General features: G+C 68.0%; 16 protein-coding genes and 1 pseudogene. 15 read left to right on the top strand and 2 right to left on the bottom strand.

The features are described from left to right. Positions 1–5: 5 nt before the first annotated feature. The gene (locus tag XarbCFBP7408_RS12010; RefSeq protein WP_104563148.1) at positions 6–743 is read right to left on the bottom strand and encodes a pteridine reductase; all 738 of its coding nucleotides are present in this window, start codon (positions 741–743) and stop codon (positions 6–8) included. Here XarbCFBP7408_RS12010 and XarbCFBP7408_RS12005 point away from each other — a divergent pair. Next, the gene (locus tag XarbCFBP7408_RS12005; RefSeq protein ID WP_181106478.1) at positions 742–1,995 is read left to right on the top strand and encodes a class I SAM-dependent methyltransferase; all 1,254 of its coding nucleotides are present in this window, start codon (positions 742–744) and stop codon (positions 1,993–1,995) included. The two genes, XarbCFBP7408_RS12010 and XarbCFBP7408_RS12005, sit on opposite strands and share 2 nt — an antisense overlap. Continuing rightward, positions 1,983–2,399, top strand: a complete 417-nt coding sequence (locus XarbCFBP7408_RS12000; RefSeq protein WP_104563146.1) for a VanZ family protein — start codon at positions 1,983–1,985, stop codon at positions 2,397–2,399. Before XarbCFBP7408_RS12005 ends, XarbCFBP7408_RS12000 begins: the two co-directional genes overlap by 13 nt. 127 nt (positions 2,400–2,526) lie before the next feature. Here XarbCFBP7408_RS12000 and XarbCFBP7408_RS11995 read toward each other — a convergent pair whose 3' ends face one another. Next, the gene (locus XarbCFBP7408_RS11995; RefSeq protein ID WP_104563145.1) at positions 2,527–3,387 is read right to left on the bottom strand and encodes a 2OG-Fe(II) oxygenase; all 861 of its coding nucleotides are present in this window, start codon (positions 3,385–3,387) and stop codon (positions 2,527–2,529) included. Between the two features lie 189 nt (positions 3,388–3,576). On the opposite strand from XarbCFBP7408_RS11995, the pseudogene XarbCFBP7408_RS11990 reads away from it, so the two are divergent. The 13 genes and pseudogenes from XarbCFBP7408_RS11990 (at position 3,577) to gspM (ending at position 18,059) form a co-directional block, all read left to right on the top strand. Then, positions 3,577–5,055, top strand: a pseudogene (locus XarbCFBP7408_RS11990) (hypothetical protein). A gap of 79 nt (positions 5,056–5,134) precedes the next feature. Continuing rightward, positions 5,135–7,789, top strand: a complete 2,655-nt coding sequence (locus XarbCFBP7408_RS11985; RefSeq protein WP_104563144.1) for a TonB-dependent receptor domain-containing protein — start codon at positions 5,135–5,137, stop codon at positions 7,787–7,789. Positions 7,790–7,947: 158 nt separating this feature from the next. Then, the gene (locus tag XarbCFBP7408_RS11980; RefSeq protein WP_104563143.1) at positions 7,948–8,772 is read left to right on the top strand and encodes a type II secretion system protein N; all 825 of its coding nucleotides are present in this window, start codon (positions 7,948–7,950) and stop codon (positions 8,770–8,772) included. Continuing rightward, positions 8,769–10,850, top strand: a complete 2,082-nt coding sequence (gspD, locus tag XarbCFBP7408_RS11975) for a type II secretion system secretin GspD (RefSeq protein ID WP_104563142.1) — start codon at positions 8,769–8,771, stop codon at positions 10,848–10,850. Before XarbCFBP7408_RS11980 ends, gspD begins: the two co-directional genes overlap by 4 nt. Positions 10,851–10,854: 4 nt before the next feature. Next, complete coding sequence (gene gspE / locus XarbCFBP7408_RS11970) at positions 10,855–12,342, top strand: type II secretion system ATPase GspE (RefSeq protein WP_104563141.1); 1,488 nt, start codon at positions 10,855–10,857, stop codon at positions 12,340–12,342. Beyond that, positions 12,329–13,525: a type II secretion system inner membrane protein GspF gene (gene gspF / locus XarbCFBP7408_RS11965; RefSeq protein WP_104563176.1), complete on the top strand. Its 1,197-nt coding sequence runs from the start codon at positions 12,329–12,331 to the stop codon at positions 13,523–13,525. The genes gspE and gspF overlap by 14 nt, the downstream gene beginning before the upstream one ends. A 28-nt stretch (positions 13,526–13,553) precedes the next feature. Further along, positions 13,554–14,018 carry a type II secretion system major pseudopilin GspG gene (gene gspG, locus XarbCFBP7408_RS11960; RefSeq protein WP_104563140.1) on the top strand — a complete coding sequence of 155 codons (465 nt, stop codon included), beginning with the start codon at positions 13,554–13,556 and terminating at the stop codon, positions 14,016–14,018. A gap of 27 nt (positions 14,019–14,045) precedes the next feature. Then, complete coding sequence (locus XarbCFBP7408_RS11955) at positions 14,046–14,528, top strand: GspH/FimT family pseudopilin (protein ID WP_104563175.1); 483 nt, start codon at positions 14,046–14,048, stop codon at positions 14,526–14,528. Continuing rightward, on the top strand, positions 14,512–14,892 hold the full coding sequence (gene gspI, locus XarbCFBP7408_RS11950) for a type II secretion system minor pseudopilin GspI (RefSeq protein WP_104563139.1): 381 nt from the start codon (positions 14,512–14,514) through the stop codon (positions 14,890–14,892). Before XarbCFBP7408_RS11955 ends, gspI begins: the two co-directional genes overlap by 17 nt. Then, complete coding sequence (gene gspJ / locus XarbCFBP7408_RS11945; protein ID WP_104563138.1) at positions 14,889–15,512, top strand: type II secretion system minor pseudopilin GspJ; 624 nt, start codon at positions 14,889–14,891, stop codon at positions 15,510–15,512. Before gspI ends, gspJ begins: the two co-directional genes overlap by 4 nt. Continuing rightward, on the top strand, positions 15,512–16,501 hold the full coding sequence (gspK, locus tag XarbCFBP7408_RS11940; protein ID WP_104563137.1) for a type II secretion system minor pseudopilin GspK: 990 nt from the start codon (positions 15,512–15,514) through the stop codon (positions 16,499–16,501). Before gspJ ends, gspK begins: the two co-directional genes overlap by 1 nt. Next, positions 16,498–17,586: a type II secretion system protein GspL gene (gene gspL, locus XarbCFBP7408_RS11935; protein WP_104563136.1), complete on the top strand. Its 1,089-nt coding sequence runs from the start codon at positions 16,498–16,500 to the stop codon at positions 17,584–17,586. The genes gspK and gspL overlap by 4 nt, the downstream gene beginning before the upstream one ends. Next, the gene (gene gspM, locus XarbCFBP7408_RS11930; RefSeq protein ID WP_104563135.1) at positions 17,583–18,059 is read left to right on the top strand and encodes a type II secretion system protein GspM; all 477 of its coding nucleotides are present in this window, start codon (positions 17,583–17,585) and stop codon (positions 18,057–18,059) included. Before gspL ends, gspM begins: the two co-directional genes overlap by 4 nt. The last annotated feature ends 26 nt before the right edge of the window (positions 18,060–18,085 follow it).

Below are 18,085 nucleotides of genomic sequence, written 5' to 3'. Positions count from 1 at the left end.
GCCGCTCAACTGAGCTGGCGGCCGCCGTCCACATGCAGGGTGTGGCCGGTGACGAAGCCGGCGTCGTCCAGCAGCCAGCGCACCGCCTCGGCGATTTCCTCGGGCGTGCCGATGCGTTCCAATGGCGTGCGTGCGAGCAGCGCCTGCCTGGACGCTGCGGATTTGCCTTCCTCCGGCCACAGGATCGCGCCGGGCGCGACCGCGTTGACGCGCACCTCCGGTGCCAGTTCCAGCGCGAGCGAGCGGGTCAGCATTTCCAGCGCACTCTTGGACGCGCCGTACAGCGGGTGATTGCGCATCGGCAGCTGCGCGTGCAGGTCGGTGATGTTGACGATGGCACCGCGATGATGGCGCAGCTGCGCGGCGGCAGCCTGGGCGATGAAGAACGGCGCGCGTGCATTGACTGCGAACAACTCGTCCCATTGCGCGGCTGTCGCTGCGCCAAGCGCGGTGGGGTAGAACGCGGAGGCATTGTTGACCACGCCATCCAGGCGGCCGAACGCAGCGATGCAGTCGGCGACCAGCTGCGCCGGCGCCTCCGGCAGGCGCAGATCGGCGTGCAAGGCCTGCGCGCTGCCGGCGCGCAGGGCACAGAGCTCCGCTACGCGCGCGCCGAGCGCCTCGCCGGAGCGGTGCGCATGCAGGGCAACGCGGTAGCCGGCCGCATGCAGCGTGGTGGCGATCTGCGCGCCAATCCGGCGGCCTGCACCGGTGATCAACACCACCTTGGAACTGTCTGTCATGGCGTACTCGCTCGGCGTTGCAAGGGGCTCGGCTATCCTGTGCATTGTCCCCGCAACCGGTGCCCGCATGCACGCCGACCTTCCTACTCCCGATCCGGACGCCCTGGCGCATAGCGACCGGCTGGCCGCGCATCTGCGCGCCGAGATCGCCGCCGCCGGTGGTGCGATTGCGTTCTCGCGTTTCATGGAGCTGGCGTTGTATGCGCCGGGGCTGGGCTATTACAGCGCCGGCTCCAGCAAGTTCGGCGAGGCGGGCGATTTCGTCACCGCACCGGAGCTGGGGCCGTTGTTCGCGGCCACCGTGTCCGGTGCGCTGGCACCGGTGCTGCAGCAGCTCGGGCCGCAGGCGCGGGTGCTGGAGGTGGGCGGCGGCAGCGGTGCGTTCGCCGAAGTCACGCTCAAGCGTCTGCTTGAGCTGGATGCGCTGCCGGAGCGTTACGCGATCCTGGAGCCCAGCGCCGACCTGCGCGAGCGTCAGCGCGAGCGGCTGGGACGCAGCCTGATCCCGCCGGTCTTCGATCTGGTGGAGTGGCTGGACGGGCCGTTCCCGGACGATTGGGACGGGGTGCTGTTCGCCAACGAAGTGATCGACGCATTGCCCACGCCGCGCTTCACGCTGCGCGATGGCGAGGTGTATGAAGAAACCGTGGTGCTGGATGCGCAGCAGCAATTCGCGCGCGGCGAGCAGCCGGCCGATGCCTTGCTGGGCGCGGCGGTGCGGCATCTGGAACGTTATCTGGAGCAGCCCTTCGCCGATGGTTATCGCTCCGAACTGCTGCCGCAGTTGCCCTACTGGATCCAGGCAGTGGCCGGCGGTCTGAAGCGCGGCGCGATGTTGTTCGTCGACTACGGTTACCCGCGTGGCGAGTTCTATCGTGCGCAGCGCGAAGACGGCACCCTGCGCGCGTTCTATCGCCATCGCATGCATGAGGATTTGTATCGCTGGCCGGGCCTGCAGGATCTGACTGCGTCGGTGGACTTCACTGCGTTGGCCGAAGCCGGCACCGGAGCCGGTTTCGAACTGGCCGGCTACTGCACGCAAGCGAGCTTTCTGCTCGGCAACGGCCTGGATGCGTTGCTGGCGCAGGCCGACACGCGCACCGACGAAGTCGGGCGCATGCGGCTGCGTGAGCAGATCAAGCGGCTGACCTTGCCCAGCGAAATGGGCGAGCGCTTCCAGGTGATGGGTTTTGCGCGCGACGTCGATTTTGCGCCGGCATTTCTGGCGGGCGATCTCACATGGCGGTTGTGAGTGCGGCGCTGCGCCCATTCCAGCGGCCACGGTTATGGGTAGGCTTGTGGATCACCGCAATCTTGGTGGTGATTGCGGTATGCATGGGGCCGCCGCCAGAGTTTCCGGAACTGCCGTCCAACAGCGACAAGGCCGAGCACTTCTTGACCTTCGCGCTGTTGTGCTGGGGGGCGGTGCAGCTGTTTGCCACCCGCCGCGCGCTGTTGCTTGCGGCATTCGGATTGGTGCTGCTGGGGATCGGCATCGAGATCGCGCAAGGCGCATTGACCACCAACCGCAGCGCGGATCCCTACGATGCGCTGGCCGATACCTTGGGCATCCTCGCCGGCCTGTGCCTGGTGTGGACGCCACTGCGCTCGGTGATGTTGCGGATGGACAGGCGCATGTTCGGGTCGCGCGGGTAGATCTGTTGTGCGGAGCGAGTGGTCTGCAGCTTTGCTGCAGGGGCCGGTGGAGATGGTCGGTGTGCAAGGTTGAGAGCCGTGCGCGATGCTCGTCCACCTGCGACTGCGTAGCTTTCAATCTTCGCTCTCAGCCGGGCATGCGCACCGCGCGTTCGCGTAGCCACTTGGTTGCGACCCACTTTTCGCCGGCCAGGACCGGTGCGCCGGCATGCAGGCTGCGTGTCATTGGATGCGGGCGGTCGTAGCTGAAGAACACCGCATTGCCCTTCACCGCAGCGACGTCCAGGTGCGCATCGGGAAAGCGCGTGGCGCCGCCGCGTTCGGGCGTGTTGAGATACATCACCAGCGATGCGACGCGTTGGCCGCCCGCCTGCAGCAACACCGGCGTGCCGGCGGCCGCGGGGTCGAAGTAATCGTAGTGCGGCTGATACTCGGCGCCGGTGGCATAGCGCAACACCTGCAGTCCCTCGCCGTGGTCCACGGGCCAGTCGAGCAGGCGGGCGATGCGTGCTTCGATGCGTTGGCACAGCGCATCCTGCCCCAGCTGCAGGCACATGCTGTGGCTGGTGCGTGCGGCATGCACGATCTGCGCGCCGTTGTCGTTGTCCACCGTGCGCGAACGCGCCAGGCGTGGCTGCGCCAGTGCGATCAATGCCTCGCATTCGGCATCGGACAAAAAATCGCCCAGCACCACCACGCGCGGCAGCAACAGGCTGACCAGCACGCGCACCTGGCGATCGCCCAGGTCCAGCAACGAGGCATCGTTGTCCTGCAGCACTGCCGGCACGCGCACCGGCACCGGCAGGCCATGCGTCTGCGCGTGCTGCTGGATGTGGTCGCGCAGCAGGGCCTCGACTGCGTCGATGGCGTCCTGTTCGTTCCAGCCCTGATCCAGGAGCGGCTGTAGCGCTTGTTCGGGCGGCTGGCCGGCCATTGCCTGCGCAATGATCCAGTCGCCCAGGGCAGCGGGGATAGGAGGCGGAGTCATCCTCCTACAGTGCATGTCAATGTGTGGCAGGCATGTGTCAATTGTGTCGTCGTAAGACAAATGAAACAGACAGCCCCTATAAAAGTGACGGGGATCTTGAACGTGCTCGCCACTGCAGTGAGCGGAACGCAACCAATTCTTGACGACTCCTCTTCATACCGGACCTTTCTTGACCTGGAGATCAGCCGCATGTCCGTTCGCAACAGCAGCAAGACACTTCTCATGACCTTTGGTACCGCGCTGGCGTTGTCGGCCTGCGGTGGTGGTGCCGATCGTGTCGCCTCGCCCGGCGAGGGCGCATTTCCGCCGGCACCGACGCCGGCTCCCGCACCGACCCCGGCGCCCACGCCTGCACCCACGCCCGCTCCGGCACCGACCGGCCCGGCCGCCGATTGCCCGACCGGTTTCTCCAACGTCGGCACCATCGCCAACAACACGCTGCGCGCCTGCCAGCTGCCGGACACCATCAACGGCAACCTGGTGGTGCCGGCACGTGCGGGCACGGCGTATTCGATCAGCGGACGCGTCAACGTGGGCACCGACCGCGGCGGCAACGCCATCGCACCGGCTGCCGGCAGCACGCAGGGCATCCTGACCATCGAGCCGGGCGTGACCCTGTTCGGTTCGGCGGGTAGCGACTACATCGTGGTCAACCGCGGTTCGCAGATCTTTGCCGAAGGCAGCGCCACCGCCCCGATCGTGTTCACCGCGCGCCAGGCGCTGGAGGGCCAGGTCAGCGCCAACACCATCGGCTTGTGGGGCGGCATCGTGGTGCTGGGCCGTGCGGCCATCAACAACTGCCCGGGCACCACGGTCTCCGGTACGCCGGAATGCCAGGCGCAGGTGTAAGGTACCAATGCGTTCTACGGCGGCAACAGCGCCACCGACAACAGCGGCTCCATGCGCTACCTGCGGGTGATGTATTCGGGCTTCGAAATTTCGCCCAACAACGAGCTGCAGGGCATCACCCTGGCCGGCGTGGGCAGCGGCACGCGCCTGGATCATGTGCAGATCCACAATAGCTCCGACGACGGTATCGAATGGTTCGGTGGCAGCGTCAACGGCAGCCACATCGTGATCACCGGCGCCGACGACGATTCGCTGGATACCGACGCCGGCTGGAACGGCGCACTGCAGTTCGGCATCGTGGTGCAGCGCGCCGGTGGCGGCGACCGCATGAACGAGTGGAGCAGCCTGCGCCGTCAGCCATATTCGCGCCCGAAGGTGGCCAACTTCACCTACGTGGGCAATGCGCGCGCCGGTGCGGCGATCATGCTCAACCAGGGCACGCAGGCCGCGTTCTACAACTCCGTCGTCACGCGTCCGGCCGGTGGCAGCGGTGATGGCCTGGTGTGCTTCAACCTGGCCGATGCCGACACGCTCGGGACCTTCAACTCGGTGTTCTTCGCCTGCCCGACGGCCTTCGGCAGCGACGCGCGTGCGGCCACCCAGTTCGCGGCCGGCACCAACAACGTCGCCAACGGCGTGTCCACGTTGCAGAACACCTTCGTCAATGGCGCCAACGAAAGCGCCGTGCCGGCCTTCCAGGGCTTGAACGGGGTGAGCAGCTTCTTCCAGCAGGTGAACTACATCGGTGGCGTGCGCGATGCCAACGACACCTGGTGGCAGGGCTGGACCTGCGGCCTGACCGCCGATCGTCCCTGCTGAGGCACAGCATCGCAAGGCAGCCAACGCGGCTGCCTTGCGATGCGTCCAGCTTCATTCTTCAGTTGCCAGGGCTCCCACGATGCGAACCTCCGCTGTCGCCCGTCTCTCGCGGACGGGCCTGTCTCTTTCCATTTCCACCTTCCTGTTTTCCGGCGCTGCGCTGGCGCAGTCGACCACCACCGATGCCGGCTCTGCCAGCGGCAGTAGCAGCACCGCCACCAGTGCGCCCAAGCAACTCGACCAGGTCGTGGTGCGCGGCGAGTACATTCCCGAACCGATGCTGCAGACCTCGGAGGTGGCATCGTTCGTCACCCGTGAGGACATGGAGCGCACCGGCGACAGCAGCGCGGCGGTGGCGCTGACGCGTGTCACCGGGCTGAGCCTGTCGCGCGGCAAGTACGTGTATGTGCGCGGCCTGGGCGAGCGCTATTCGTCGGCATTGTTCAACGGTTCGCCGCTGCCCAGCCCCGAGCCGATGCAGCGCGTGGTGCCGCTGGACCTGTTTCCCAGCGACGTGCTGGCCAGCGTGACCGTGCAAAAAACCTATTCGGCCGATTATCCGGGCGAATTTGGCGGTGGCGTGATCGACCTGCAATCGATGGCGGTGCCGGACAAACCGTTCCTGTCGCTGACCGTGGGTGGCGGCGTCAACAGCGTCAGCACCGGCGAAAAAGGCCTGACCTATTACGGCTCCGGCGATGACGAATGGGGCTTTGATGATGGCACCCGCAAGCAGCCTGCCGCGTTGCGCGATGCGATCCAGAGCGGCCGGCGCGTGGATCTGGGCAGCTTCTCGCGCGAGGACATCCGCCGTATCGGCCGCAGTTTGAACGATGCCAACCTGTATCTGCTGCAGGAAAAGGACAGCATCGCCCCGGACGTCAATGTCGGCGGCAGTGCCGGTTACAGCATGGACGTGGGCGAGGCCAGGCTGGGCATCATCGCGGTGGCCAGTTACGACAACGAGTGGCGCACGCGCACCGGCAAGCAGCAGGACGGCATCTTTGTCGGCGATACGGTCGAGTTCAATTCCAACTACGACTTCGCCACCACCCGCAACAACGTGCGCAGCAACGGCATGCTGGGCCTGGGCTGGGAATACGGCCGCCACAGCATCGGCTGGACCACCCTGTACGTGCACGACACCTTGAAGGTGGCGCGCAGCCGTGCCGGCCGCGATGAGCTGGCCGGTTTCGATGTGCGCGACGACAACACCGAGTGGTACGAGCGCCAGCTGATCAACAACCAGCTGCGCGGCACGCACGCGTTCGGCGAGTACGACGATCTCAAGATCGAATGGCGCGCAGCGGTGGCCAATGCCAGCCGCGATGTGCCCTACGAAACCGGCATTCGCTACGAGTTGCTGGATGGCTACTGGGCGCACGATGCCTCGCGCGTGCAGAACTACACCCGCTTCAGCAAGGTCGACGACAAGGTGGCCAGCGGTGGGGTGGATGTGACCTGGCGTTTGCCGATCGAGCACGACTTCACCGTCAAGGGCGGTCTGGCCTATCTGGACAACGACCGCAGCGCGTGGAGCCGGGAGTTCCGCTTCCTGGCGCTGGACGGCCCGCTGCCGTTCTACAACCAGTACCAGCGCGTGGATTACCTGATCTCCGATTACAACCTCAGCAACGATCTGCTGCGCCTGCGCGAGACCACCGGCAGCTTCGGTGCGGCCGCGTACGATGCGACCCTGAAGGTCAAGGCGGCGTATCTGCAGGCCGAGGGTGAGATCGTGCCGACCCTGCGCGCCACCGTCGGTGTGCGTTACGAAGACGCCACCCAGGCGGTGCATCCGTACGACATCTTCACTGGCGTGCGCCAGGACAGCGTGGCACCGCTGGAGAACAGCTACGCGCTGCCATCGGCCACGGTGACCTGGAACTTTGCCGAGAACCAGCAGCTACGCTTTGGTGCATCCAAGACCATCGCGCGCCCGCAGTTCCGCGAGATGGCGCCGCAGCAGTACCTGGACCCGGACATCGACCGCCAGTTCTTCGGCAATCCGTTCCTGGTCGATAGCGAGCTGGTCAACCTGGATGGGCGCTACGAGTGGTTCTTCGAGCCGGGCGAGTATGTCACCGTCGGCGCGTTCTACAAGAGCATCGACAAGCCGATCGAAGCCATCGTCAACGATGCGCCCGGCGGCGGCATCGTGCAGAGCTTCATCAATGCGCCCGAGGCCACCTTGTACGGCATCGAGCTGGAGGCCAAGAAATATCTGGACCTGCCGATCGCGGCCGACTGGTGGGGCGACAAGCGGGTGTTCGTGTCCGGCAACTACACGCGCACCAAGTCGGAGGTGAGTGCCAGCGATGGCGACACCGTGCAGCCCTTCGGCTTCACCGCACCGGTGCAGGCGACCTTGTTCATCCGCGATGGCTCGGCCTTGCAGGGGCAATCCGATGACATCGCCAACCTGCAGATCGGTGTGGAAAGCGAGAGCACCCACAGCCAGGCCACCTTGATCGCCAACTATGTCGGCGAGCGGGTGTCCGCGCGTGGTCGACCGGGGCAACCGGATTACATCGACAAACCCGGCACCTCGCTGGATCTGGTGATCAAGAAGGGCCTGGTATGGTCGGGCAATACGCTGTCGTTGAACTTCGCCGCACGCAACCTGCTCAAGACCAAGTACCAGGAATATCAGAGCCTGGGCAGCAATCGGGTGGACCTGTACGAGTACCAGCCCGGCGTGACGTATGACCTGAGTGTGACAGCGCGCTTCTGATCCGACGCCCGCTGCCGGTATCGCACACGCCCGCCCTGCCTCGCATGGCGGGCGTTTGCATCTGGGTCCGTGTCGCCGTGTGTCGGCCTGTGTCATCACTTTCTTCGAACTGACACATTGCTGCCGCATTCTGTCACCAGACCGCAATCCTGAGACGGATGTCCGCTTTGCAGCGCGCTTTGCCCTCCTTGAAACCCCTGATGTCGGCGCGCGGCCGCAGCGCACTGGCCTGCGTGCTGCTGGCCTTGCTCGCGTTGCAGTGCGCGCGCGTGATGTGGTTGGTGATCGCCCCGATCGGGCCGTTGGGCACCGCCCAGGTCGCCACGCCTGCACAGGCGCAGCTGCCGGCACTGCGCCGCGACGTGTTCTATCGCAGCGTTGCGGAGGCCAGCAGCGACGGCATCGTGTTGCATGGGGTACGCGCGGGTGGCGCGCAAGCAGCCGCGTTCCTGAGCAGCGGCGACGGCAGGCAGGGGGCGTATCGCATCGGCGATGGCGTGGTGGCTGGCGTGACGGTGCAGGCGATCGCGAGCGATCACGTGCTGCTGCGTACCGGTAGCGGCGTGCGACGTCTGGCCTTGGTGGAATCCACCGCGTCTGCGGCGGCCACATCGCCGGCACCGGCAACGGCAACGGCCGCGCCCGCAGCAGTGGGCGGCGCACCTGCGGTGACCTCGAATGTCGGCACCGCGGCCGGCACGGCCACGGCGGCGGCCGTCGACCCGCAACAACTGCTCACCACCGCCGGTCTGCGTGCAAGCGAAGACGGCAGCGGCTTCACCGTGATGCCGCGCGGCGATGGTGCGCTGCTGCGCCAGGCCGGCCTGGCGCCGGGCGATGTGCTCACCCAACTCAATGGCCGCACGCTCGATGCCGAACACCTGCGCGAGCTGCAGGACGAACTGCGCGATGGCCAGGCGGCCACGCTGACCTACCGCCGCGACGGCCAGACCCACACCATGACCTTGAAGCGCCCGCAATGACTGCCGCCCGCCCAGTATGGCTGCTTTCGGCCACGTTGTTGCTCGCCCTGCCGGTGGTGCCGATGCTGTCGCTGCAGGCCGCCGATGCACCTGCCGTGCGTTTACAAGATGTGGACCTGCGCGCCTTCATCCAGGATGTGTCGCGCGCCACCGGCATCACCTTCATCGTGGACACGCGCGTGCAGGGCACGGTCAACGTGGCGCGTGCGCAGGCGATGTCGGAACAGGATCTGCTCGGCATGCTGCTGGCGGTCTTGCGCGCCAATGGCTTGATCGCGGTGTCCAGCGGGCCGTCGACCTACCGCATCATTCCCGACGATACCGCTGCACAGCAGCCGGCCAGCGCCGCCAACGGCAACCTGGGATTTGCCACGCAGGTGTTCGCCCTGCAACGCGTGGATGCGCGCAGCGCCGCGGAGATCCTCAAGCCCTTGATCGGGCGCGGCGGCGTGATCATGGCGATGCCGCAGGGCAACAGCCTGTTGATTGCCGACTACGCCGACAACCTGCGCCGCGTGCGCGGCCTGGTCGCGCAGATCGACACCGACCACGCAGCGATCGACACGGTGAGCTTGCGCAATAGCTCGGCGCAGGAACTGGCGCGCACGCTGACCTCGCTGTTCGGGCAGGCGGGCGAGCGCAGCAACGTGCTGTCGGTGCTGCCGGTGGAAAGCAGCAATTCGCTGATCGTGCGCGGCGACCCGGCGCTGGTGCAGCGGGTGGTGCGCACCGCGGTGGATCTGGACGGGCGCGCCGAACGTCGCGGTGATGTCAGCGTGGTGCGGCTGCAGCATGCCAGCGCCGAGCAGTTGTTGCCGGTGTTGCAGCAGCTGGTCGGGCAGACCCCGGGCAACGAGGCACAGCCCGGGCAGGACGCGCGCTCCAACGCGGTGGATGTGGCCGCCGCCGCTGCAGGCGCTGCGCAGACGCAGGTGATCACACCGGCTGCCGGCAAGCGCCCGGTGATCGTGCGCTACCCCGGCTCCAACGCCTTGATCATCAATGCCGACCCGGAAACCCAGCGTGCCCTGATGGATGTGATCCGTCAGCTGGACGTACATCGCGAGCAGGTGCTGGTCGAAGCGATCGTGGTGGAGATCTCCGACACCGCCGCCAAGCGCCTGGGTGTGCAGCTGCTGCTGGCCGGGCGCAATGGCACGGTGCCGTTGATTGCCACGCAGTACAGCGGCGCCTCGCCGGGCATCGTGCCATTGGCCGCGGCAGCGGCCGGCACGCGCAGCAACAACGGCGACGACGATTCGGTGCTGGAACAGGCGCGCAATGTGGCCGCGCAATCGCTGCTGGGCCTGAGCGGCGGCCTGATCGGGCTGGCCGGGCAAAGCAACGATGCGGTGTTCGGCATGATCATCGATGCGGTCAAGAGCGACACCGGCTCCAACCTGTTGTCGACCCCGTCGATCATGACCCTGGACAACGAGCAGGCGCGCATCCTGGTCGGCCAGGAAGTGCCGATCACCACCGGCGAAGTGCTGGGCGCGGCCAACGACAACCCGTTCCGCACCATCCAGCGCCAGGACGTGGGCGTGGAGCTGGAAGTGCGCCCGCAGATCAATACCGCCGGCGGCATCACCCTGGCGATCAAGCAGGAAGTCTCGGCGATTGCCGGGCCGGTCAGCGCGCAGTCGTCGGAGCTGGTGTTCAACAAGCGCCAGATCGAAACCCGCGTGGTGGTGGAAAACGGCGCCATCGTCGCGCTCGGCGGCCTGCTCGACCAGAACGACCGGCAGACCGTGGAGAAGGTGCCGCTGCTGGGCGATGTACCTGGGCTGGGAGCGCTGTTCCGGCACAAGTCGCGCAATCGCGACAAGACCAATCTGATGGTGTTCATCCGCCCGACCATCATCCGCGACGCGGCCGATGCGCAGCGCATGACCGCGCCGCGCTACACCTATCTGCGCGATCGCCAGTTGGCCGATGGCGACCCGGAAGCCGCGCTCGATGCGTTGGTGCGCGACTACCTGCGCGCGCAGCCGCCGCAGCTGCCGGCCGCGCCATCGTCGGCCGTGCCCGCACCGGCAACAACGCCTGCGGCCGGCGCGCGTCCCGCGCAGCGCTGATGCCATGAACACCGCGCGCGCCAGCATTTCCTACGCGTTTGCCAAGCGCCACGGCGTGGTGCTGCTGGGCAGCGACAGCGCCGCGCAGATCGGCCTGCGCGAAGGCGGCGACGTGCAGGCGCTGATCGAGCTGCGGCGTGCGCTGGGCATGCCGTTGCAGGTGCGCACGCTGGCGCCGTCGGTGTTCGACCGGCATGTGTCGGAGATCTACGCCGATGCCGGCATGGAGCAGGGCGTGCAGGTCGAGGCGCTGGACCTGCACGGCAGCCTGGATTCGTTGATCGACGACATCCCTACCGCCGATCTGCTCGACAGCCAGGACGATGCGCCGATCATCCGCCTGATCAACGGCATCATCGCCGAGGCCGCGCGCCTGGGCGCCTCGGACGTACATCTGGAATCCTACGAATCGCGGCTGCGCGTACGCCTGCGCGTGGATGGGGTGATGCGCGAGGCGGCCACCTTGCCCGGACGCATCGCGCCGTTGCTGGTGTCGCGGGTCAAGGTGATGGCGCGGCTGGATATCGCCGAAAAACGCATCCCGCAGGATGGCCGCGTGTCGCTGGTGATGGGCGCCAAGGCACTGGACGTGCGCGTGTCCACGCTGCCGACGCGCAGCAGCGAGCGGGTGGTGCTGCGCATCCTGGACAAGGAGCAGGGCACCTTGTCGCTGGCCCAGTTGGGCATGCCACCGGCGGTGATGCACACCGTGCAGCGCGCCCTGCAGGTGCCCAACGGCATCGTGCTGGTGACCGGGCCGACCGGCTCGGGCAAGACCACCACCCTGTATGCGGCGCTGAGCCTGCTCAACGATGGCTCGCGCAACATCCTCACGGTGGAGGACCCGGTGGAATACGCCATCGACGGCGTCGGCCAGACCCAGGTCAACGCACGTGTCGGCATGACCTTCGCGGCCGGCTTGCGCGCCATCCTGCGCCAGGATCCGGACGTGGTCATGATCGGCGAAATCCGCGACGCCGAGACCGCGCAGATCGCCGTGCAGGCCAGCCTCACCGGCCACCTGGTGCTGTCCACCGTGCACACCAACGATGCGGTGGGCGCAGTCACGCGGCTGCGCGACATGGGCATCGAACCGTTCCTGCTCGCGTCGAGCCTGCGGCTGATTCTGGCGCAGCGCCTGGTCCGTCGCCTGTGCACGCAGTGCCGCGCACCGCGCCTGCTGGATGCCAGCACGCGGCAGATGTTGCAGGCGCCCGACGATGCAAGCATCTACGCCGCCGTGGGCTGCGCGGCCTGCCACCACAGCGGTTATGCCGGGCGCGTGGGCATTTACGAAGCCATCGCGGTGGACGATGCGATGCGCCGCCTGATCGGCGACAACGCCGACGAGGATGCCCTGGCGGCAGCGGCCTTCGCACGCGCAGCGCGCCTGGGCGATGCCGCGCGCGCCGCTGTGCTGCAAGGCCTCACCACGCTGGAAGAAGCGCTGCGGGTCACCCGCCAGCAGGACGATGCGCATGCCGCGGTTTGACTACACCGTGCTCGACCTGCATGGGCACAGCCGTCAGGGCGTGATCAGCGCGGACACGGTACAGGCTGCGCGTGCGCAACTGGAGCAGCGGCAGTGGGTGCCGGTACGCGTGGAGGCGGCGGTGGCGGCCAGCAGCGTGCGTCCGGCGCGTTTCAGTGGCAAGGATCTGGTGCTGTTCACCCGTCAACTCGCCACGCTGGTGGAAACCGCGCCGCTGGAAGAAGCGCTGCGCACCATCGGCACGCAATCCGAGCGGCGCGGCGTGCGCCGTGTCACCGGCCAGACGCACGGGCTGGTGGTCGAGGGCTTCCGCCTGTCCGATGCGATGGCGCGCCAGGGCACTGCGTTTCCGCCGCTGTACCGCGCGATGGTGGCCGCGGGCGAGAGTGCCGGGGCGCTGCCGCAGGTGCTGGAGCGCCTGGCCGACCTGCTGGAGCGGCAGGCGCAGGTGCGCAGCAAGCTGCAGTCTGCGTTGGTGTATCCGGCGGCGTTGGCCCTGACTGCCGGTGCGGTGGTCATCGTGCTGATGACCTTCGTGGTGCCCAAGGTGGTGGACCAGTTCGATTCGATGGGCCGCGCGTTGCCATGGCTGACGCGCGCGGTGATCGGCGTGTCGAACTTCCTGCTGCATGCTGGCATTCCGCTGTTGGTTGCACTGGTCATTGCAGTGGTCGCAGCGCTGCGCCTGCTCAGGCGCCCGCAGCTGCGCCTGGTGGCCGACCGCGCGGTGTTGCGTGCGCCCTTGCTCGGCAGGCTGATTCGCGACCTGCATGCTGCACGCATGGCGCGCACGCTGGCGATCATGGTCAACAGCGGGCTGCCGTTGATGGAAGGCCTGATGATCGCCGCGCGCACCGTCGACAACCGCGCCTTGCGGCTGGCCACCGACACCATGGTCACGGCGATCCGCGAGGGCGGCAGCCTGGCCGCGGCGATGAAGCGCGCCGGCGTGTTTCCACCGACGCTGCTGTACATGGCCTCCAGCGGCGAAAACAGCGGGCGCCTGGCGCCGATGCTGGAGCGCGCCGCCGATTATCTGGAGCGCGAGTTCGCGTCGTTCACCACCGCGGCGATGAGCCTGCTGGAGCCGGCCATCATCGTGCTGCTCGGCGGGGTGGTGGCGGTGATCGTGCTGTCGATCCTGCTGCCCATCCTGCAATTCAACACCCTCGCGCTTGGTTGAGCGCGGACGCTTATCCCTGGAGATCCTCATGCAGTCCATCCGTCACCGCCAACGTTCTTGCTCGCTGTCCTCGCAAGCGCGAATGCGCGGCTTCACCCTGGTCGAGTTGATGGTGGTCATCGTCATCATCGGCCTGCTGGCCACGGTGGTGATGATCAACGTGATGCCCAGCCAGGACCGCGCCATGGTCGAGAAGGCGCGTGCCGACGTAGCGGTGCTGGAGCAGGCGCTGGAGACCTATCGCCTGGACAACCTTAGCTACCCGAGCACCGAACAGGGCCTGCAGGCCTTGCTCAATGCGCCGAGCGGATTGACCCGGCCCGAGCGCTATCGCCAGGGCGGCTACATCCGCCGCCTGCCGGAAGATCCGTGGGGCCACGCATACCAATATCGTCGCCCGGGCCGCAGTGGTGGCTTCGACGTCTACTCGTTCGGTGCCGATGGTGCCGAAGGCGGCGACGCCGACAATGCCGATGTCGGCAACTGGCGCTGAGTCGCAGCAGTGCTCGCGCAAACCGCCATCGCAAGGCAAGCACGGGCATGTGCGTCGCGGGCGCAGGCGCGCGGCTTCACCCTGCTCGAACTGCTCGCCGTGCTGGTGATCACCGCACTGGCCAGCACCCTGGTGGTGCTGACCTTGCCGGAGACGCGGCGCGACCTGCACGACCAGGCCGATGCATTGGCCAGTGCCCTGCTGCATGCACGCGACGAAGCCATCCTGAGCCTGCGCATGGTCGAGGTGACCGTGGATGCGGGTGGCTACAGGTTCCGCCGCCAGGCGCAGCAACGCTGGGTGCCGCTGGATGAAAAACCGTTCGCCGCGATGCGCTGGCCTGCCGGCGTGCAGACGCAGTTGCCGGTGGGCGGGACGCAGGTGAGCGTGCGCTTCGATCCCACCGGTGCGGCCACGCCGCAACGCATCGCGCTGGCCGACGGCCGGCAACAGCTGCGGGTGGTGGTGGACGCCGCCGGCGTGGTGCGGGTCGATGCGCCCCTGCGGTAAGCCCGATGCCTGCGCCGGGTTTTCGCTGCTCGAACTGATGGTCGCGCTGGCGATCTTCGGCATGGCCGTGGTTGGCCTGCTGAACCTGTCCGGCGAAAGCACGCGCACCGCGGTGGTGCTGGAAGAGCGCGCCCTGGCTGCGGTGGTTGCGGAGAATCAGGCGATCGACGCAATGCTGGCGCCCACCGCCGCAGCAGTGGCGCCGGCGAACGGGCAGGAAATGCTGGGCGGACGCAGCTGGGACTGGCGGCGTACGTCGCTGCCGGCCGGCACTACCGGCAGCGTGCGCATCCAGGTGCAGGTGCGCGCCGCAGCGCAGGCGCAGGAAATCGCCAGCCTCAGCGTCCTGCGGAGCGCCGAATGATCCGCACACCCGGCAGCGCAGCGGGCAGCCGTGGCAGCGCGGGCTTTACCTTGATCGAGCTGCTGGTCGCCCTGGCGGTGTTCGCGCTGGTGGCGGTCGCGGCGGTGGTGGTGATGCGCCAGAGCATCGACCAGCGCGATGCGGTGCGTGCGCGTTTGCAGCAGGTCCGCGAGTTCCAGCTCGCGCATGGCCTGTTGCGCAGCGACCTGCAGCAGGCCGCAGTGCGGCGCACGCGCAACAGCGGGGGCGGCGCTGCGCGCACCGCGTTCGTCGCCAGCCCGCCCGGTGTGCCGGGGCCGCTGTTTGGTTTTGTACGACGCGGCTGGAGCAATCCGGATCAGGCGCCGCGCGCGTCGCTGCAATATGTGGAATACCGCGTGGTCGATGGGCGCCTGGAGCGCAGTGCACGCCCCGCACTCGACGGTGCAATCGCCGGTCCGCCGCAGGTGGTGTTGCGTGGGGTGCGCGCGGCGGTGGTCGGGTTCCATTATCGCGCGCAGTGGAGCGATGGCTGGAGCGGCGGGCTCGACGCGCTGCCGGATGCGGTCTCGCTGGAGCTGGACCTGGAGCAATGGGGCCGCGTGCGCCAGTTGTTCCTGCTGCCGGAGGGGCGCGGATGATGGCCTTGAACGTACGCCGGCAGCAACGCGGCATCGCACTGCTGACGGTGCTGTTGCTGGTGGCGGTGATGACGTTGCTGATGGTCGCAGTGCTGGACGATCTGCGCTTTGGCCTGCGCCGCAGCGGCAATGGCGAGGCGATGACGCAGGCGCAGTGGTATGCGCTGGGCACCGAAACCATCGCCCGGCAACGCCTGCAGGCACTGGCCAGGCGCGACCCGATGCGTACCACGCTGGAGGGTGGCTGGAACGATCAGCCGCTGACCTTCCCGCTGGACGACGGCGCAGTGAGCGTGCGGCTGCGCGACCGCGGCGGCTGCTTCAATCTCAACAGCGTGGTCGCCGGTGCGCCCGAGCACTGGCAGCGCAGCGACGACGGCGCAGCGCAGTACCGCGCCTTGCTGGAGGTGCTGGGCATCGCACCGCAACAGGCGCAGGCGCTGACCGATGCGCTGGTGGACTGGATCGACAGCGATAGCCAGCCCGGTGCGCAGGGCGCCGAAGACGATCGCTACCTGCAATCGGCAGTGCCGTTGCGCAGCGGGGCGACCCTGCTCGCGGGCGTCAGCGAGCTGCGTGCCATCGCCGGCTACACGCCGCAGGTGATCGCACAGTTGCGGCCGCATGTGTGCGCACTGCCGGAGGCGCGGCTGTCGCCGGTCAACATCAATACGTTGCGTCTGCAGGATGCGCCGGTGCTGGTGGCGCTGACCGAAGGCGCCCTGGCGTTGCCGGCCGCGCGCCGCGTCATCGCCGCGCGGCCGGCCGGCGGATGGCGCGACGTCAGGACCTTCCTGAGCCAGCCTGCGCTGATCCAGGCCGAGCTTTCCAATGCAGTGCTGGAACAGATCGCACTACGCACCCATTATTTCTCCCTCTACAGCCAGGTCGACCATGCCGGCGCGCAGGTCGTGCTGGACGCCTTGCTGCAGCAGGATCCTGCCGGGCGCGTGCGGCTGGTGGCGCGCCAATGGAGTTCCGACGAATGAGTACCAGCTTGCTGTTGCTGCCTGCCGATGCCACGGCGCAGGCGATCGCCGTGCGTGTGGACGCGCATGGCCAGGTACTGTCGCAGCGCGTGGCCAGCGCGCCGTACGAACCGTCCCGGCGCACCGTGCTGGTGGTACCGGGCGTGGATGTGCATCTGCGCTGGCTGAGCCTGCCCGGCCGCAGCATCGCGCAGTCGGTCGCGGCCGCGCGCCTGCAACTGGCCGAACACCTGGCTGTGGAGACGCCGGCGCTGCATGTGGTGATCGCCGAGCGCAGCGAGGCCGATGGCACGCGCCTGGTGGCTGCGGTGGATGGCGCAACGATGCGGCAGTGGTTGGCGCGCGCAACGCAGCTGGGCGTCGTCCCCGATGCGGTGGTGCCCGATTGCCTGTTGCTGGAGCCCGGCGCGGACGCTGCGGCGGCAGTGGTGGACTGGGACGGTCGCTGGTTGATCCGTGGCGCAGGCCTGGCCTGCAGCCTGGAGCCGCAGGCCGCGCGCATGCTGCTGGGCGAGCGCGCGCCGGCACAGCCGCCAGCGCACGACACCGCGCACGCCATTGCCTGCCTTGCGCAAGGCGCCACGCGCGCGCCGATCAACCTGCTGCAGCACGCATTCGCTGCAAGGCCGGCGGCTGCGCACACGGTCACTACGCGCCGTCTTGCGGCGCTGGCCGCGCTGGTGCTGCTGTCGCCGCTGCTGCTGTTGCTGGCGCAGACACTGCGCTACGAAATCGGCGCGCGCCTGCTGCAATCGCGCGCCGCCGCGCAGTTGGGCGTGCGCGATGCAGCGGCGGTGCCGGCCGCGCTGCAGGCACGCCGGCATACCGGTGCAGCGGCCGATCGCCTGGCCGTGCAGCTCGGCGACTTGTTCGCAGCGGTCGATGCCATGCCGGCGGCGGAACTGGATCAGATCGACTATCACGCCACACAGCCGCTGCGCGGCACCCTGCTGCATGCCGATGGCGCCAGCCTGCAACAGCTGTCCACGCGGCTGGCCGGGGAGGGGTGGCAACTGCAGCCCGGCAGCAGCCAGGGCGAGGGCGATCGCCTGCGGACGCCGTTCGCGCTGGAGCCATCGCGATGACTGCACCTGTGCAACGCGGCATGCAGTGGTGGCAGGCGCGTGCGCCGCGCGAGCGGCTGATGCTGGGCGTGATGTGCACCGCCGTGGCCGCGTTCGTCGCCTGGTATGCGCTTTACCTCCCGTTGCGGCAATGGCGTGCCCAGGCGCAGGCGCGCTATGCCGCTGCGGCGCAGCTGGTGCTCGACGTATCTGCGCAGGCATCGGCGAGCAGGCGTATGGCCGCACCTGATACGGCGGCACTGGCCGAGCTCATCGCAAGCAGCGCACACGATGCCGGCGTCGGCATCACCGCCCAGCAGCGCAACGCAGCGGGCGGGGTGGAGGTGCAGATCGAGACGGTCAGCGCCGCCAGCTTGTTCGGCTGGCTGGAGCGGCTGCGCCAGGCGCATGGCCTGGCACCGACGCAGCTGAGCATCGTGCGCGACCAGGGCCAACTGCGGGTACGCTGCGGGTTTGCGGAGCCTGCACCGTGACGCGCCTGCGTTGGATCCTGGTCTTT

This window comes from Xanthomonas arboricola pv. guizotiae (assembly GCF_002940205.1).
Taxonomy (GTDB): Bacteria; Pseudomonadota; Gammaproteobacteria; order Xanthomonadales; family Xanthomonadaceae; genus Xanthomonas; species Xanthomonas arboricola_C.
The sequence above is the reverse complement of the archived record's forward strand: the minus strand, read 5'-3'. Positions and strand labels throughout refer to the sequence as shown.

Bases quoted from the DNA above. Each gene is read 5' to 3' on its own strand.
- XarbCFBP7408_RS12005 (WP_181106478.1), top strand. From the start codon at position 742: ATGGCGTACTCGCTCGGCGTTGCAAGGGGCTCGGCTATCCTGTGCATT.
- XarbCFBP7408_RS12010 (WP_104563148.1), bottom strand. From the start codon at position 743: ATGACAGACAGTTCCAAGGTGGTGTTGATCACCGGTGCAGGCCGCCGG.
- XarbCFBP7408_RS12000 (WP_104563146.1), top strand. From the start codon at position 1,983: ATGGCGGTTGTGAGTGCGGCGCTGCGCCCATTCCAGCGGCCACGGTTA.
- XarbCFBP7408_RS11995 (WP_104563145.1), bottom strand. From the start codon at position 3,387: ATGACTCCGCCTCCTATCCCCGCTGCCCTGGGCGACTGGATCATTGCG.
- XarbCFBP7408_RS11985 (WP_104563144.1), top strand. From the start codon at position 5,135: ATGCGAACCTCCGCTGTCGCCCGTCTCTCGCGGACGGGCCTGTCTCTT.
- XarbCFBP7408_RS11980 (WP_104563143.1), top strand. From the start codon at position 7,948: ATGTCCGCTTTGCAGCGCGCTTTGCCCTCCTTGAAACCCCTGATGTCG.
- gspD (WP_104563142.1), top strand. From the start codon at position 8,769: ATGACTGCCGCCCGCCCAGTATGGCTGCTTTCGGCCACGTTGTTGCTC.
- gspE (WP_104563141.1), top strand. From the start codon at position 10,855: ATGAACACCGCGCGCGCCAGCATTTCCTACGCGTTTGCCAAGCGCCAC.
- gspF (WP_104563176.1), top strand. From the start codon at position 12,329: ATGCCGCGGTTTGACTACACCGTGCTCGACCTGCATGGGCACAGCCGT.
- gspG (WP_104563140.1), top strand. From the start codon at position 13,554: ATGCAGTCCATCCGTCACCGCCAACGTTCTTGCTCGCTGTCCTCGCAA.
- gspI (WP_104563139.1), top strand. From the start codon at position 14,512: ATGCGCCCCTGCGGTAAGCCCGATGCCTGCGCCGGGTTTTCGCTGCTC.
- gspJ (WP_104563138.1), top strand. From the start codon at position 14,889: ATGATCCGCACACCCGGCAGCGCAGCGGGCAGCCGTGGCAGCGCGGGC.
- gspK (WP_104563137.1), top strand. From the start codon at position 15,512: ATGGCCTTGAACGTACGCCGGCAGCAACGCGGCATCGCACTGCTGACG.
- gspL (WP_104563136.1), top strand. From the start codon at position 16,498: ATGAGTACCAGCTTGCTGTTGCTGCCTGCCGATGCCACGGCGCAGGCG.
- gspM (WP_104563135.1), top strand. From the start codon at position 17,583: ATGACTGCACCTGTGCAACGCGGCATGCAGTGGTGGCAGGCGCGTGCG.